Below are 14,470 nucleotides of genomic sequence, written 5' to 3'. Positions count from 1 at the left end.
TTCTAATCGTGAAGTCTTCATCTGCGCTCAATATCGGCATCACCGCCGTGGTCTTTGGCTTGCTGGCAGGCTGCGGCCAGACCGGTCCGCTGTACCTGCCCAAGCCGCCCGCCAAGCCCGCCGCACCCGCCGTTTCACCGACCACGCCACCTCCACCCTCTTCTCCCGCTGCCCAATAAACCATGCCGCATTTCTTTCACCTGGACGGCGTCCTGCACGCCGAACGCACCCCCCTGTCCCGCATTGCTGAACAGTTCGGCACGCCGACCTATGTGTATTCAAAAGCGGCGTTGCTGGAGAACTTCGACGCCTTCGCCGACGCCTGCGCCGGGCGCGATGCGCTGGTCTGCTATGCGATGAAAGCCAATTCCAACCTGGCCATCCTCGACTTGCTGGCGCGCCGCGGCGCCGGCTTCGACATCGTCTCGGGCGGCGAACTGCTGCGCGTGATCGCCGCTGGCGGCGATCCGGCCAAGGTGATCTTTTCTGGTGTCGGCAAGACGGCCTGCGAAATGCGGCTGGCGCTGTCGCACGATATCCTGTGCTTTAACGTCGAGTCGATTCCCGAGCTGCACCGCTTGAACGAGGTGGCCGGCGCCATGGGCAAGCAGGCGCGCGTGTCGCTGCGCGTGAACCCGAACGTCGATGCCAAGACCCATCCCTACATCGCCACCGGCCTGAAGGCGAACAAATTCGGCGTCGCCTTCGACGATGCGCTGGCCACCTACCGCAGCGCCGCCAGCCTGCCGCACCTGACCCTGGTCGGGATCGATTGCCACATCGGCTCGCAGTTGCTGGACGACGCGCCGCTGCTCGAAGCGCTCGACAAGCTGATCGAACTGGTCGACGCGCTCGGCGCCGAAGGCATCGTACTCGACCATCTGGACATGGGCGGCGGCATCGGCATCAACTACGGCGCCGAGGGCGACGCCCCGCCAGTGCCGGTGGGCGACTACCTGGGCCGCGTATTCGCGCGTATCGACGCCTGGCGCGCGGCACATCACGGCGGCGCGCCGATCAAGGTGATTTTCGAGCCGGGCCGCGCCATCGTGGGCGATACGGGCGTGCTGCTGACCCGCGTCGAGTTCCTCAAACCTGGTACCGAAAAGAATTTTTGCATTGTCGACGCGGCCATGAACGACCTGATGCGCCCAGCCCTGTACCAAGCCTGGATGGATGTGCAGCCAGTGCAGGCGAGCACGCAGGCGGCCGTGAGCTACGACGTGGTCGGCCCCGTGTGCGAGTCGGGCGACTGGCTGGCGCGCGAGCGCGAACTGAAGGTAGCGCAGGGCGACCTGCTGGCCATCATGCAGGCTGGGGCCTACGGTTTTACCATGTCGTCGAACTACAACACGCGCGGGCGCGCCGCCGAGGTGATGGTCGATGGCGATACGGTGCACCTGGTGCGCCGCCGCGAAGAGCCAGCCGAGCTGTTTGCGCTGGAATCGATGCTCAAGTAAGTCCGGGCGCGGCGCCCTGGCCAAAGAGCGCCGACAGCGTGGCCGCATCATTGCCACACTGTGCCCATGCATCAAGCTCCTTGCGCCCGGCCTGATCAATGCGCTGAGCCGCAGTTTCTGGCAGGAAGCCGAAACATGCGCGCACGTCGCGTTTCAGGTTGGCGCGCAAGATCGCCGTTGTTTCCGCCTCGATTTCCTCGAAAGCGCTGTCCAACGCATCAACATTGCCGTTCGCCCTACGCCATACTTCCATGAACCGCTTTACCACGAGTATGGCGGCTTCCTCATTCGATGTGTCGCCTTCCTTTTCCATGGCTGGCCCTCCTCAAACTGGGTATTGCGCGTATTGGCGCCAGGTTTCATGCCGACGTCAGCGCCTTGCCGGCACACGCTTCAGTCAGCGCCGAACAGTGCCGGCACGCTGGGAGCGGCGATGCCGCGCTCGATCCAGCGCTCAAGTTCCCCTTGCGTGGCTTGCTCGATGCGTTGAGCTGCCAAGTCCGGCACATCACCGAACCGGATGCGCAACAGCTTGCCCAGCACCCCGCGTAGCGCTATTACCGGCCCTTCGGCCTTGCCTTCAGCGACGCCTTCCGCCTTGCCTTCCGCCTTACCTTGCGCGCATCCCTTTTGAAAGCCGAGCTCCTCGAACTGCTCGGCCCAGATTGCAAGCTTACCGCCCATGTCAGCACCCTCCTCCACCCTGTCAACCATGCACAATTCCTCTTTGCTGGCTCCGCGTGCCAGCAGTGCGTTGATCCACACCTGAACCGAACGCCGCAGGCTGGCCTGGGGTGATCCCTTGAACCATGTGGTCAGCGCAGCAAAGACATTTTTTGAGACATCGGGGGTGGCAGAAAGTTCAAACCGGAACAGCAGCGCCAACAGGCTGGCGTTCGCTTCCAACTCTGCCCTGTCCAGGCGCTGCTGGTCGATCAGCACGTAGCGCTGGGATGGCTGCAAGGCCGCCAGTTCGGCGGGCGCTTGCATGAGGAGGCCGGACAAGTCCATGCTGGCGCTCCAGCGCGGCACGCCGTTGTAGAACACCAGCGGCAGCACCGGCGGCAACAGCAGGCCAGGGGACAATTTGTGGCCCTTGACCAGGTCCTGGTACAGCAAGCCGATGTAGGTCTGCATGCGCAGTGCCATCCAGCTGTCCACGCCGGACTGGCATTCGATCAGGATGTACACGTAAAGAAATTCATCGCCCAGCCGCACGCGCCAGACGATGTCATCCTCGCGTGCCGACAGGCGCTCGCTCACATACGCCGGGTTGACCCGCTCGAAGGCAGACAGCGGAATCTCGTCGAGCAGCTTGATGGAAGTAAAGTCGGTGACCAGTTCGCGCACCAGTTCCGGGTGGGCGAACAGCGAACGGTATCCGCGATCGTGAAGGGCGGGCATGGCGCATTGTAGCGAGCGCCCCTGCCCTGCCTTTGCGCTGCCTCAGGCGCGCGCGGCGGCGGCGGCTTTCTGGCGGCTCCACACTACCCGCAGCCCCAGCAGCACGGCCACGATGGCGCCGGTAATGAGCGGCTCGGTGAAGTTGTTCTTGCCGGCCTTCATCCACCAGAAATGCAGGATCGCCAGCGGCGCGATCAGATAAATGAGCCGGTGCAGCCACTGCCAGCGCTTGCCGCCGAGGCGCTTGATCATGCCGTTGGTGCTGGTCACGGCCAGCGGAATGAGCAGCACGAAGGCGATGAAGCCCACCGTGATGAAGGGGCGCTTGATGACGTCCCGGAACATCTCCGCCAGATCGAAAAAATGGTCGAACCAGAGGAAGGTGAGGAAGTGCAGGCAGCCGTAGAAAAAGGTGAACAGCCCCGCCATGCGGCGCAGCTTGACCAGCCAGTTCCAGCCCGTCAGGCGCCGCAGGGGCGTGAGCGCCAGGGTGATGCACAGCATGTACAGCACCCAGTCGCCGGTGCCGCGCGTAATGAATTCGAGCGGCTCGACCAGCTGCCCGCTGACGGTCAGGTACACCATGCGCGCCAGCGGTACCAGCGCCAGCGCGAACAGCGCGGCCTTGATGGCGAGCAGCTGCCGGGAAGCGGGATTGAAAGCCATCGTGCTTAAAAGTTCTTTTTCAGGTCAAGTCCGCTGTACAGGGAAGCGACGTCGCCGTACCCGTTGAACATCAGCGTCTTGCGCTTTTTCTGGAAGAAGCCATCTTCGCCGATGCGGCGCTCGCTGGCCTGCGACCAGCGCGGATGGTCGACCTCGGGATTGACGTTGGAATAAAAGCCGTACTCGGACGGCGCCGACACATTCCACGCCGTGCGCGGCTGCTCCTTGACGAAGCGTATCTTGACGATCGACTTGGCCGACTTGAAACCATATTTCCAGGGCACCACCAGACGCACCGGGGCGCCGTTCTGGTTCGGCAGGGTCTGCCCGTACATGCCCAGGGTCAGCAAGGTCAGCGGATGATTGGCTTCATCGATGCGCAAGCCCTCCACATACGGCCAGTTGAGCACGCGGCTGCCGACGCCCGGCATCTGCGCCTTGTCGGCCAGGCTGACGAATTCGACGTATTTGGCGTTGCCGGTCGGCTCGACTTTTTTGATCAGTTCGGAGAGCGAATAGCCGACCCACGGAATCACCATCGACCAGCCTTCCACGCAGCGCAGCCGGTAGATACGCTCTTCGAGCGGCGCGAGCTTGAGCAGCGCATCGAGGTCCAGGGTCATCGGCTTTTTGACCTCGCCTTCGATGCTCACGGTCCAGGGGCGCGTCTTGAGCGTGTGCGCGTTCTGGGCCGGATCGGCCTTGTCGAGGCCGAATTCATAGAAGTTATTGTAGGTCGACGCATCCTTGAACGGAGTCTGCTTGTCGAGCGCGCCATAGGCCGGATTGAGCTTGCCGACCAAGGTTTGCGCCGGCGCGGCGGCCGCGAAGGCTTCGCGGTTGGCCATTTCCCACAAGGCGCCGCCGGCGACGGCGCCGGCCGCCATCTGCGCGATGAAACGGCGGCGCGATTCGTACACCGCCTGCGGCGTGATGTCGGAGGAAAACGGCAGGTCGATACCGTTGGGGCTACGTTTGATCAGCATGGGCGTCTTTCGGCAAATCAGATGGTTTCAGCGAGTCATTACCCACATTACACCATCTTGCCGCTTTCAGCCCAGCGTACTTGCGCCATTAAAGTTTGCCATAAGAATGCAAGCCGGACAGGAACATATTCACGCCCAAAAACGCAAAGGTCGTCACCACCAGGCCGATCAGGGCCCACCAGGCCGCCACCCTGCCGCGCAGGCCCGTCATCAGGCGCATGTGCAGCCAGGCCGCGTAGTTGAGCCAGACGATCAGGGCCCAGGTTTCCTTCGGATCCCAGGACCAGTAGCCGCCCCAGGCTTCGGCCGCCCACAGGGCGCCCAGGATGGTGGCCACGGTGAAGAAGGCGAAACCGACCGAAATCGACTTGTACATCACGTCGTCGAGCACTTCCAGGGACGGCAGGCGGTCTTCCAGGTGGCCATACGACTTGACCAGGTAGGCCGAGCCGACCATGGCCGCCAGCGCGAAGGTGCCGTAGCCGATGAAATTGGCGGGCACGTGGATTTTCATCCACCAGCTCTGCAGGGCCGGCACCAGTGGCTGGATGTCGGCGGCGTCGCGCGAGACCGTGTACCACAGCAGGAAGCCGACCGCGGCGGCGATCACCGGCAGCACGAAGGCGCCCAGCTGGCGGGTGGCATAGTGTTTCTCGTAGTACAAATAAAACATGGCGGTGATCATCGAAAACAGGATGAACACTTCATACAGGTTGGAGACGGGAATATGGCCGACGTCGGCGCCGATCAGGTAGGACTCGTACCAGCGCACCATCATCCCGGTCCAGCCGAGCACCACGGCGGCCCAGCACAGGCGCGAGCCGACCGAGGAACCGAAGTTCGAGCGGCTGAGCATGCCGACCCAGTAAAACACGGTGGAAAACACGAACAGGGCGCTCATCCACAAAATCGCGGACTGGCTCGACAGCATGTATTTCAGGAAAAATTTCTTGTTCGCCATGTCGAGGTTGCCGTCGTACAGGGACACGGCGAACAGCGCCAGCAGCGCCACCAGCGGCATCAGCCAGCGTACCGGCTTCCAGTGCCAGCCGAGGGCGGCGAAGGTGGGCGCGGCCAGCACCAGGATCACCTTTTCGTAGGCATCCATGAAGGCGCCGTAGCGGTTCAGCGCGAACAGCGAGGCGCCCAGCAGCAGCGCGGCGAACAGCCAGTCGAGCGGGCCGAGGCGCTTGAAGTAGCCTGGTGCCTGCTGGTAAGTCTGACCCTGGGCCAGGTGGGCTGCTGCTTGTGATGCTTGTGTTGCTTGCGATGCTTCCATCTCGTTCTCCAGTACGGCACAGCCAAGGTGCGCGGGAATATGCGGCACAGCTTACGCCAACTGTGCGAGCTTGGCTTTCAAATCGTTGAATTCGTGCTCGAAATCGAGCGTCTTGCGTTGCGTGCTCATGGCCATCAGGGCGTGCGCGGGGCCGCCGTCCTCGCCGTCGCGCACCCAGATCCACAGGCGCCGCTCGCGGATATAGAACATGGCGAACACCCCCAGCACCAGGAACACGCAGCCGAGATAGACCACGGCCTTGCCCGGCGAGCGCGTGACCTGCAGCACCGAGGCCTTGACCTCGACGAATTCGTCGAGCTGCAGATAGACCGGGGCGCCGTAGAAAAAGCTGTCGGACAGGGCATTGGTAGCCAGTTGCAGGAAGCGCGCCTGGTTCTCGTCGCCTTCCATCCGCGCCAGGCCATCCTTTTCGCGCGCCGCCTGCCACAGCTCCCACAGGGTGCCGTTGAGGATCTTCATGAAGATATCGGCCGCCTTTTCCTGCTCGGCGGCGGGAATTTTCTCCAGGAAGCGCGACACCGCCACGTATCCGCCCGGCTTGCCGTCGCCGGCGAAGATAGCCAGGCTCTTCGATGACGATTCCTGCAACTGGCGCGCCAGGGTGGCCGCCGGCGTGTTGCTGGCGACCGGCATGGCGCGCCGCGCATAGCGCTCGGCCGCCAGCTCGCGCAGGGCCGGATCGGCCAGCGCCGCGCGCAGGCGCATCCATTCCTTGACCGTGTGCGCCTGGTCCGATGGAATGCGCAGGTAGCTGAACGGATCGCCGGGCGAGGCGCGCACACCGGCGAGGAACACCTCGGCGCCGTCGACCGTCACCGGCTGCATGTAGTTCTGGTATTCGCGCGCCTGGCCGGTCTTGTCGCGCAGCTTGTATTGCACGCTCGGACCGACGTTCTTCAAATCCTTGTTATTCGCATTCTTGCCGGCCGAACCGGAATGCTTGTCGAGCGAGACGGCGAACTGCTCGTTCAGGCTCTGGCCCTTGGTAACGGCGCGCGCATCCTGGTTGCCGGCCGTGTTTTCGACGTTGAACGGCCGGAAACCGCTCCACTCGACCGTGTATTGCTCGCCGCCGCGCGCCAGCGGCGTGGAAGCGTTCACTTCGCCGTTCATGGCGAAGGAAGCGGTATCGGTGCCGCTCATCGGCCAGGCCAGCATCTTGAGCTTGGTGCCGCCATCTTCGAAGCTCGACTGGTACACCGCCACGCCCTTGTAGATCAGCGGTTCGTTGACCTTGATCGTGGCCGGGAAAGTCTTGCCGGTTTCGTGGTCGCGGATCACCACTTCGCTGGCGAACAGCTTGGGCATGCCGGTCGAATAAAAATCGATGATGAAGCGCTTGAGCTCGATCGTAAACGGCAGCGGCTGCAGCAGCGCGCCGTCCGGCCGCGGAATGATCGCGATATCGCTCGACTGGCCTTCGGGAATGAGGGTATTGCCGCGGTAAGTCGGGTTGCTCAGGCTGAGGCGGTTCTCGGCGGGAATCTGGGAAATCAAGCCGCCGCCAACGAAGGGCTTCTTGCCCAGGAACCATTCCTGGAACTGGATCGGAATGTCCGAATCGAGCATGCCGCCGACCAGGATGATGATGATCGAGCTGTGCGCGAAGATGTAGCCGAACTTGTTGGCCGCGCCCTTCCTGGCCGCGACCAGAGTGGCCTTGTCCTTTTCCACGATCTTGGCCGCGTAGCCGGCGTCGGACAGGCGGGCGGCGCTCTGGCGCGCCAGGTCAGCGCGCGAGAGCGGCGCGCTCCACTCGCTCTTGTGGTGGAAGTTGCGCAGCGACGTTTCGCGCACGTTCTCGCGCCAGCTGCGCATATCCTTGATCATTTTCGGCGCATTGCGCACGATGCACAGCGAAGTCGAGATGATCAGGAACACTAGGATCAGCAGGAACCACCAGGCCGAATACACCGCGTACAGGCCGAGCTTGTTGAACACATCGAACCAGAACGGACCGAACTGGTTGACGTAATTGGGCATGGGCTGGTTTTGCGTCAGAACCGTGCCGATCATCGAGGCAATCGCGATGATGGTCAGCATGCTGATGGCAAAGCGCATCGACGAGACCAGCTCGACTGCCTCGGCCAGGACCGGGCGGCGCGTGTTCAAAACTATTCCGGTGGTGCTCATTCTCTACAGATCCCTATGTGCAGGCACGAATAAGCCGCGAGGATACCAACAAAAAGGGCAGCCCGCTTGCGCGCCGCCGCCCTTTGACCTTCCATGGCAGGCAAGCGCCTGGCGGCGCCTGCCCCGGCCGCAAGCGGCCTTACCGCTTACTTCAAGCCGGCGATGTAGTCCGCCACGGCTTCCATTTCCTTGGTCGACATGCGCTGCGCCAGGGTCGTCATCTGCACGCTGTTCTCGCGCTTGCCTTCCTTGAAATTTTGCAATTGCGTGACCGTATAGGTCTGGTGCTGGCCGGCCAGGCGCGGGAATTGCACCGGGATGCCATTGCCGTTGGCGCCGTGACAGCTGGCGCAGGCGGCCACGCCGGTGGCTGGAATGCCGCCGCGGTAGATTTTCTTGCCCAGCAAGACGGTATCCTTGTTCTTGGCCGCGCCCGCTTTCGGGGTTTGCGTGGCCAGGTAAGCGGCGATGTTTTTCTTTTCTTCGTCCGACAGCATCTTGGCGAAACCGGTCATCACGGCCTGCTTGCGCTTGGGCGTGGTGAAATCGATCAGTTGCTTGTGGATGTAGACGTCGAACTGGCCAGCCAGCTTGGGATTGTCGGCGATGGTCGAATTGCCGGCCGCGCCGTGGCAGGAGGCGCAGGCGGCCAGGCCGCGTGCGGCATCGCCACTGTCGTACAGGGTCGCGCCTTTGGCGGCGTCGGCCTTGGCTGGGGCGGGTGCATGCTCGTTGGCGGACACGAGGCCCGACACGGCAAGGGTAGCCACCAGCAAGGATTTCACAAACGCCGCTCCGGCGGCCGGTAAAAACGCACGATTCATTCAAACACCCTGAGACAAGTCGAAAATTGGTTTTGTTGAGAGTTTCCGGATCAAACCTGCCCCGGAAATTCGGTTCTAATGTAGTGCAAACGATCTTGTGTGCTCGCCATGGCTTTTGCGTGACAACAATTCGTAACCCCTTATTGTACAATAGCTTTCTCGCGTTATCGCCCCTCTTGTTGCATTTTCTGCCCATCCCATGTCCAAACTCTGGCAAGCCCGCTTCTTCACGACCGTCAACCAACTGCGCGATTTACCCGATACGCAGGCACCGGAAATCGCCTTCGCCGGGCGTTCCAATGCAGGAAAGTCGACCGCCATTAACATTCTGACCAATCAGAAAGGTCTCGCCTTCGCCTCCAAAACGCCGGGCCGCACCCAGCACATCAATTATTTTTCGATCGGCGGCGCCCACGTCGGGCAACACCGCAAGGATGCCACCATCGTCGAGGAAATCGAGGCCCTGCTGGTCGACTTGCCCGGCTACGGCTACGCCGAAGTGTCCGGTTCGGCCAAGCTGCACTGGCAAAAGCTGCTGGGCGACTACGTCCAGCGCCGCGAACAGCTGGCCGCACTGGTGCTGATCATGGATTCGCGCCGCCCGTTCACCGAACTGGACGTGCAGATGCTCGAATGGTTCGCCCCCACCGGTAAACCAATCCACTGCATCCTGACCAAGGCCGATAAGCTCAACCGCAACGAATCGACGAATGCCTTGCGCCAGGCGCGCATGATGCTCGAAAGCTATGTCGATGAAGATGGCGAAGGCTTCCCGTTCACGGTGCAACTGTTCTCGGCGCTCAAGCGGGTCGGCATCGAGGAAGCCAACGACAAGATCATCGACCTGCTGGGCTTGACGCCGATCGCCGCCGATCCCGACACCCCGCTGGTCGACCCGGTCGACGGCGACGATGAAGCGGTCTGAGGGCACGGTCTGACGACACGGTCTGACGACGCGGTCTGACGACACGGTCTGACGACACGGTCTGACGACGCGGTCTGATCAACGCGGCTTGATACCCTGATTTTTTGTTCACTCGGAAAATAACGATGTCCACTATTCCAGTGCAGTTCCCCGCCACGCGCATGCGCCGCATGCGGCGCGATCCGTTTTCCCGCGCCATGGTGCGCGAAAACACGATTACCTCGTCCGACCTGATTTATCCGGTCTTCATCGTCGACGGCGTCAACCAGCGCCAGCCGATCTCGGCGATGCCGGGCATCGAGCGCCTCTCGGTCGACCTGCTGCTGCAGGTGGCCGAAGAATGCGTCAGCCTCGGCATTCCGGTGCTGGCCCTGTTTCCTTCCATCGATGCCTCCCTGAAAACCCCAGACGGCATCGAAGCGGTCAACCCGGACGGCCTGATTCCGCGCGCCGTGCGCGCACTGAAGGCGCGCTTTCCCGAACTGGGCGTGCTGACCGACATCGCGCTCGACCCGTACACCAGCCACGGCCAGGATGGCTTGATCGACGCCAATGGCTACGTGCTCAACGACGAAACCACCGCCATGCTGATCCGCCAGGCCCTGTGCCACGCGCAAGCCGGGGTGGACGTGGTGGCGCCGTCGGACATGATGGACGGGCGCATCGGCGCGCTGCGCCAGGCGTTCGAGGAGCGGGGCTTCATCCACACCCGCATCATGGCGTATTCGGCCAAGTATGCGTCGGCCTTCTACGGCCCGTTCCGGGAAGCGGTCAGCTCGGCGGCCTCGCTCGGCAAGAGCGACAAGTTCACCTACCAGATGGACCCGGCCAACGGCAATGAAGCGCTGCGCGAAGTGGCGCTCGACATCGCCGAGGGCGCCGACATGGTCATGGTCAAGCCGGGCATGCCCTACCTGGACATCGTGCGCCGCGTGAAAGAAGAGTTCAAGGTGCCGACCTTTGCCTACCAGGTCAGCGGCGAGTACGCGATGATCAAGGCGGCCGTGCAGAACGGCTGGCTGGACCACGACAAGGTAATGATGGAAGCGATGATGGCGTTCAAGCGCGCCGGCGCCGATGGCGTGCTGACCTATTTTGCGCTCGATATTGCGCGCCTCCTCAAGGCGAATGCCTAAGACACGTCATTCCCGCGCAGCCTCCAGTTTCTAGGAAACTCCTCCAATTCCTTGGAACGAGGCGAGTCCAGAGACTAATGCCGCTAACGTACGCTCCGTCATTCCCGCGCAGGCGGGAATCCAATTTTGTACCGTAGCCGTCGGCTGAGCGCCGGACTTCGATTCCCGCCTGCGCGGGAATGACGGTTCTGAAGTTTGTGGTCAGAAAAACGCTGAACCTAACGCCATCGAATCCAGAGCTCAGTTCCTGGAGAGCCTCCAGTTTCTAGGAAACTCCTCCAATTCCTTGGAACGAGGCGAGTCCAGAGACTAATGCCGCTAACGTACGCTCCGTCATTCCCGCGCAGGCGGGAATCCAATTTTGTACCGTAGCCGTCGGCTGAGCGCCGGACTTCGATTCCCGCCTGCGCGGGAATGACGGTTCTGAAGTTTGTGGTCAGAAAAACGCTGAACCTAACGCCATCGAATCCAGAGCTCAGTTCCTGGAGAGGCGGGAATCCAAGTATTTAGCGCAGTAGCTGTTGCTCGAACTTGGGTTGCCGTGGGGGCGCCTAGCCCTGCGCGGGAAGTCGTTTCCGCCAGTGGCAGGAACGACGAGCTAGCGTCTTAGCGTCCACGCCGGTTTTCCGGAAACATTTCCTTCTGCAAGAAATCGGCCAGCTCCGCCGTATCCTGCACCCGCGCGCTCATCGTCACCACCTTCTGCAAGCGGTGCGAATCCCATTCGAAATCGCCGGTCTTTTCCTTGCGGATAATCTCGATCATTTTCTTGATGACGGCCGTCTCGATATCCTTCTCCGTGCCCAGCTCGACCGTGACTTCCTGCAGCCAGCGCCGCTTGAAGCTCGGATTCCAGCCGCGGAACTTGACGGTGGCCGTCATGGTATTTTTCTTCACCTCGAACACGCCGCCCGTATCGTTGCGGTCGTCGCCCTGGCTGCGCCCATTGGCGGCGGCGATATTCGCCTTGGCGATGCGCATGCCGCGTTCGGCCGCGCTTTCCTCGGCCGGCTGCTCGCTCTCGGTCTGGCCGCGTGCGCGCCGCCGTGCTTCGATGGCGGCCGACATGTCGGTCTCGGGCACCACCACGGTTGGCCGCACCGGCTTGGGCGGCTCCGGCGTATCGGCTTCCTTGAGCGGCTTTTCATTCGGGAGGGTAATGGTATTCGGCAAGCGCTGCACCTTGGCCACGGTCGGCTTGTTGGGCCTGGCCTGGGTGGTCGGTTTGGCGGTCGTTTTCGGCTGTTCCTTGGGCTGCGGCTTCGATTGCGGCAGCGGCATGACATACACCATCTCCGCGCCCGACGGCGGCGGCGGCGCCTTTTTCTCGCTCTGCGGCTTCAAGACCCACAGCAGCACCAGCAGCACGTGCAGCAGCACCGTGATGGCGATCCCGACCGAATTGAAGCGCTTGACTTCGTAACTGGGCACCGCGTAACCGGGCAAGGGCTGACCACAATGCTCGCAGTAGCCGGTATTCTCGGTCGAATGGTGGGAATGGTCACGCAAAATAAAACAGCTTTCCAGGGTACGGCGTCAACGAAATGCGGCACACGTGCCGAAGTCTATACGTTTTGCGGCATTTGCGCATCGGCTAGCACACCCTGTGCAGCTTACAAGATGCATGTCTTGAGGGTTGTTACTATATGTATCAGCTCTGCAACAATCGAGGCGGCGGACGCCTCAGGTGGTGGCGCGCTCGGCGGCGGCCAGGAAGCGCGGGCGCGCCTGGCGCCGCGCATGGTCGCGCTCGGCCATCTGGCCGAACAGTTCGCGCACGCAGCGTTCGGCGTCAAGCACCTGGCGCGAGTGCATGCGCGGGCGCGGCAGGGCGTGGGTATAGTAATTCGGCCCTTCGACCAGATAGCCGAGCGCCCACAGGTTGGCGCTCGGGCGTCCCGCGCTGTCGAGCGGATGGTTGGCCTGGTCGATGTCGATTCCGCCCGGGTGGAAGGTGTTGTTGTAAAAGGGCCGGATGGTGCCGCGCTTGAGCAGGTTACGGATCAGTGCACTTTCATCGGTTTCCGGCGAAAACACGTCGAGCCGGGCCACCACCAGCGCATCGACGTGCTGGATCGCCGAGCCGGAGGCAAAGCGCGTGTGCAGGGCGAACTGGGACAAGTCTTCGTCGATACGGATGGCGGCGTTGGGCCCGGCCGCCACGCTCAGCACGCCGGCCTCGATCAGGGCCAGCAACTGCTCGTTGCGATGGCTGGGCGGGCCGAAGGTGATCCGGTTGATGGCCGGGTTATAGACACTGAGGAACTTGCGGTGCGAGGAGGCGCTCAGGCCGCCATGCTCGATCATGTCTTGCAGCACGGTGCGGGCGTCGCGCAGCACGTCGGCCGCGGCCTTGATCGGGCTGCCCTGGTTGCCGCGGCGCGCTTCCGACAAGTCGTCCGCGATCATGCAGGTGAAAAAGGTCGAAAAGTCGTCGGCGTTGGCGAAATTGCGCGCCTGCAGGGGAAACAGCATCGCATCGAGCGCGGCGCGCTCCTCCGCACCCGGCTCGTAGGCGGCGCCCACGGGCACCGGGCGGCCCAGCGCGCCACGCCAGGCGCACCCCATTTCCTTCATTAGCAGCGGCAGCAGTTCGCGGTCGAAGTCGAGCTGGGAACTGCCGCGCTCGCGCTGGGCTTGCTGGCGCAGCGCGCGCACCGCCTCGCGCGTGAAAAAGCGCGCCTGGTGGCGGCCGTTCAAGCCCTTCTGGTTGACGCCGCGCGCCGCCGCCGGCAGGCATTTGCGCGAAAACAGCAGCAGCGCCGGCTCGCGTCCCGAGCGCACGTAGCGCAAGCCGCTGCCGGCCGGCTCGAAGCGCCCGCCCCGGCCCACCGTGAGCTGCGCAAGCACATCGTGCGCGGTCAGGCCCAGGCCTTCGATGGCGACCCTGGCATCGCTGGCGATGGCGACCAGCTTGTCGAGCGGATACACGTGGCGGATGAAGGCCAGCTTGCCGTTGTAGCGCGCATGGTCTTGCGCGAATTTGTGGCACCAGGCTTCCTCGTCGGTCAGGTTATTGCGGCCGTGGCCGGTGGTCATGAACACAAAATCGCTGCTGACCGAAAAACCGCTGTCGAGTTCCACCATGAAGCTGCCGTCCGGCATCTGGAACATGTCGATGGCACGCTGCCGCAGGTGGCTCAGGGCGACGCTCGGCGGCAGGGCCGCGCGGATGGCGTCAAAAGCCCAGATCAGGTAGCGCCCCAGCAGCTGGCGCGGCAGGTAGTCCGCTTCGGTGACGGTGGCGCCGCCCTCGTCCCCCGGCCCCACCTGCACGAACTGCTCGCCGAAGCGGCGGTAGCCCTCGGCATGGGCCCACTCGGTCAGCGATGGCGTGGTGGCGCACACCGGGGCCAGTTCGACCGCCTCGCGGAAGGGGAAAATGGTGACCTGGCTGGCGATGGTATTGATCAGGAGGTGTTGCGGCTGGTTCGGCGAGTGCACCCCGGGCCCGCACTCGCCCGGATCGATCAGATTGATTTGCAGCGGCGTATTGTGGGCGCGCGCAAACGCGGCAATGCGTTCGAGCAGGGACAGGCCGCGCGGGCCCATGCCGATGAGGGTGACGCTGTAAGGTTTCATGGTGACCGCCTGTCGATGAAAAATGCAGCTTCCATGGTGGCAGGCGGTCAAAAA

13 protein-coding genes are annotated in these 14,470 nt (G+C 63.0%); 4 read left to right on the top strand and 9 right to left on the bottom strand.

Annotation, left to right across the window (positions count from 1 at the left end; translation table 11 throughout):
• Positions 1-8 precede the first annotated feature (8 nt).
• Together lptM and lysA are read left to right on the top strand one after the other, a co-directional pair.
• Complete coding sequence (gene lptM / locus IV454_RS10625; protein WP_229522180.1) at positions 9-179, top strand: LPS translocon maturation chaperone LptM; 171 nt, start codon at positions 9-11, stop codon at positions 177-179.
• Between the two features lie 3 nt (positions 180-182).
• On the top strand, positions 183-1,460 hold the full coding sequence (lysA, locus tag IV454_RS10620; RefSeq protein ID WP_206091426.1) for a diaminopimelate decarboxylase: 1,278 nt from the start codon (positions 183-185) through the stop codon (positions 1,458-1,460).
• Here the strand turns inward: lysA and IV454_RS10615 are convergent.
• From IV454_RS10615 to IV454_RS10585, 7 genes are all read right to left on the bottom strand, one after another.
• Positions 1,453-1,773, bottom strand: a complete 321-nt coding sequence (locus IV454_RS10615; RefSeq protein WP_206091425.1) for a hypothetical protein — start codon at positions 1,771-1,773, stop codon at positions 1,453-1,455. The two genes, lysA and IV454_RS10615, sit on opposite strands and share 8 nt — an antisense overlap.
• 80 nt (positions 1,774-1,853) lie before the next feature.
• A complete protein-coding gene (locus IV454_RS10610) occupies positions 1,854-2,864 on the bottom strand; it encodes an Rpn family recombination-promoting nuclease/putative transposase (RefSeq protein ID WP_206091424.1) in 1,011 nt (336 codons plus the stop codon).
• A gap of 42 nt (positions 2,865-2,906) precedes the next feature.
• Entirely contained in the window at positions 2,907-3,530 is a 624-nt protein-coding gene (gene msrQ, locus IV454_RS10605) for a protein-methionine-sulfoxide reductase heme-binding subunit MsrQ (RefSeq protein ID WP_206091423.1), read from the bottom strand.
• A gap of 5 nt (positions 3,531-3,535) precedes the next feature.
• Positions 3,536-4,516: a protein-methionine-sulfoxide reductase catalytic subunit MsrP gene (gene msrP / locus IV454_RS10600; RefSeq protein WP_206091422.1), complete on the bottom strand. Its 981-nt coding sequence runs from the start codon at positions 4,514-4,516 to the stop codon at positions 3,536-3,538.
• Between the two features lie 88 nt (positions 4,517-4,604).
• Positions 4,605-5,795, bottom strand: a complete 1,191-nt coding sequence (ccsB, locus tag IV454_RS10595; protein WP_206091421.1) for a c-type cytochrome biogenesis protein CcsB — start codon at positions 5,793-5,795, stop codon at positions 4,605-4,607.
• Positions 5,796-5,846: 51 nt separating this feature from the next.
• Entirely contained in the window at positions 5,847-7,949 is a 2,103-nt protein-coding gene (locus IV454_RS10590) for a cytochrome c biogenesis protein ResB (RefSeq protein WP_206091420.1), read from the bottom strand.
• A gap of 146 nt (positions 7,950-8,095) precedes the next feature.
• Complete coding sequence (locus tag IV454_RS10585; RefSeq protein ID WP_206091419.1) at positions 8,096-8,773, bottom strand: c-type cytochrome; 678 nt, start codon at positions 8,771-8,773, stop codon at positions 8,096-8,098.
• Positions 8,774-8,972: 199 nt separating this feature from the next.
• On the opposite strand from IV454_RS10585, the gene yihA reads away from it, so the two are divergent.
• Both yihA and hemB read left to right on the top strand, forming a co-directional pair.
• Complete coding sequence (gene yihA / locus IV454_RS10580) at positions 8,973-9,698, top strand: ribosome biogenesis GTP-binding protein YihA/YsxC (RefSeq protein ID WP_206091418.1); 726 nt, start codon at positions 8,973-8,975, stop codon at positions 9,696-9,698.
• Between the two features lie 125 nt (positions 9,699-9,823).
• Positions 9,824-10,834, top strand: coding sequence for a porphobilinogen synthase (gene hemB / locus IV454_RS10575; protein ID WP_206091417.1), 1,011 nt, complete (start codon positions 9,824-9,826; stop codon positions 10,832-10,834).
• Positions 10,835-11,440: 606 nt separating this feature from the next.
• Here hemB and IV454_RS10570 read toward each other — a convergent pair.
• Positions 11,441-12,343 (bottom strand): hypothetical protein, encoded by a 903-nt coding sequence (locus tag IV454_RS10570; RefSeq protein WP_206091416.1) that lies wholly within the window; start codon positions 12,341-12,343, stop codon positions 11,441-11,443.
• A gap of 174 nt (positions 12,344-12,517) precedes the next feature.
• Positions 12,518-14,416, bottom strand: a complete 1,899-nt coding sequence (locus tag IV454_RS10565; protein WP_206091415.1) for an FAD/NAD(P)-binding protein — start codon at positions 14,414-14,416, stop codon at positions 12,518-12,520.
• Positions 14,417-14,470 lie beyond the last annotated feature (54 nt).

This window comes from Massilia antarctica (assembly GCF_015689335.1).
GTDB classification, from domain to species: domain Bacteria; phylum Pseudomonadota; class Gammaproteobacteria; order Burkholderiales; family Burkholderiaceae_D; genus Telluria_A; species Telluria_A antarctica.
This window is presented reverse-complemented; position numbering and strand designations above follow the sequence as displayed.

Excerpts from the sequence above, each read along its gene's own strand:
- lysA (WP_206091426.1), top strand. The coding sequence starts at position 183 with ATGCCGCATTTCTTTCACCTGGACGGCGTCCTGCACGCCGAACGCACC.
- msrQ (WP_206091423.1), bottom strand. The coding sequence starts at position 3,530 with ATGGCTTTCAATCCCGCTTCCCGGCAGCTGCTCGCCATCAAGGCCGCG.
- IV454_RS10585 (WP_206091419.1), bottom strand. The coding sequence starts at position 8,773 with ATGAATCGTGCGTTTTTACCGGCCGCCGGAGCGGCGTTTGTGAAATCC.
- msrP (WP_206091422.1), bottom strand. The coding sequence starts at position 4,516 with ATGCTGATCAAACGTAGCCCCAACGGTATCGACCTGCCGTTTTCCTCC.
- IV454_RS10590 (WP_206091420.1), bottom strand. The coding sequence starts at position 7,949 with ATGAGCACCACCGGAATAGTTTTGAACACGCGCCGCCCGGTCCTGGCC.
- IV454_RS10565 (WP_206091415.1), bottom strand. The coding sequence starts at position 14,416 with ATGAAACCTTACAGCGTCACCCTCATCGGCATGGGCCCGCGCGGCCTG.
- yihA (WP_206091418.1), top strand. The coding sequence starts at position 8,973 with ATGTCCAAACTCTGGCAAGCCCGCTTCTTCACGACCGTCAACCAACTG.
- IV454_RS10610 (WP_206091424.1), bottom strand. The coding sequence starts at position 2,864 with ATGCCCGCCCTTCACGATCGCGGATACCGTTCGCTGTTCGCCCACCCG.
- IV454_RS10615 (WP_206091425.1), bottom strand. The coding sequence starts at position 1,773 with ATGGAAAAGGAAGGCGACACATCGAATGAGGAAGCCGCCATACTCGTG.
- hemB (WP_206091417.1), top strand. The coding sequence starts at position 9,824 with ATGTCCACTATTCCAGTGCAGTTCCCCGCCACGCGCATGCGCCGCATG.
- ccsB (WP_206091421.1), bottom strand. The coding sequence starts at position 5,795 with ATGGAAGCATCGCAAGCAACACAAGCATCACAAGCAGCAGCCCACCTG.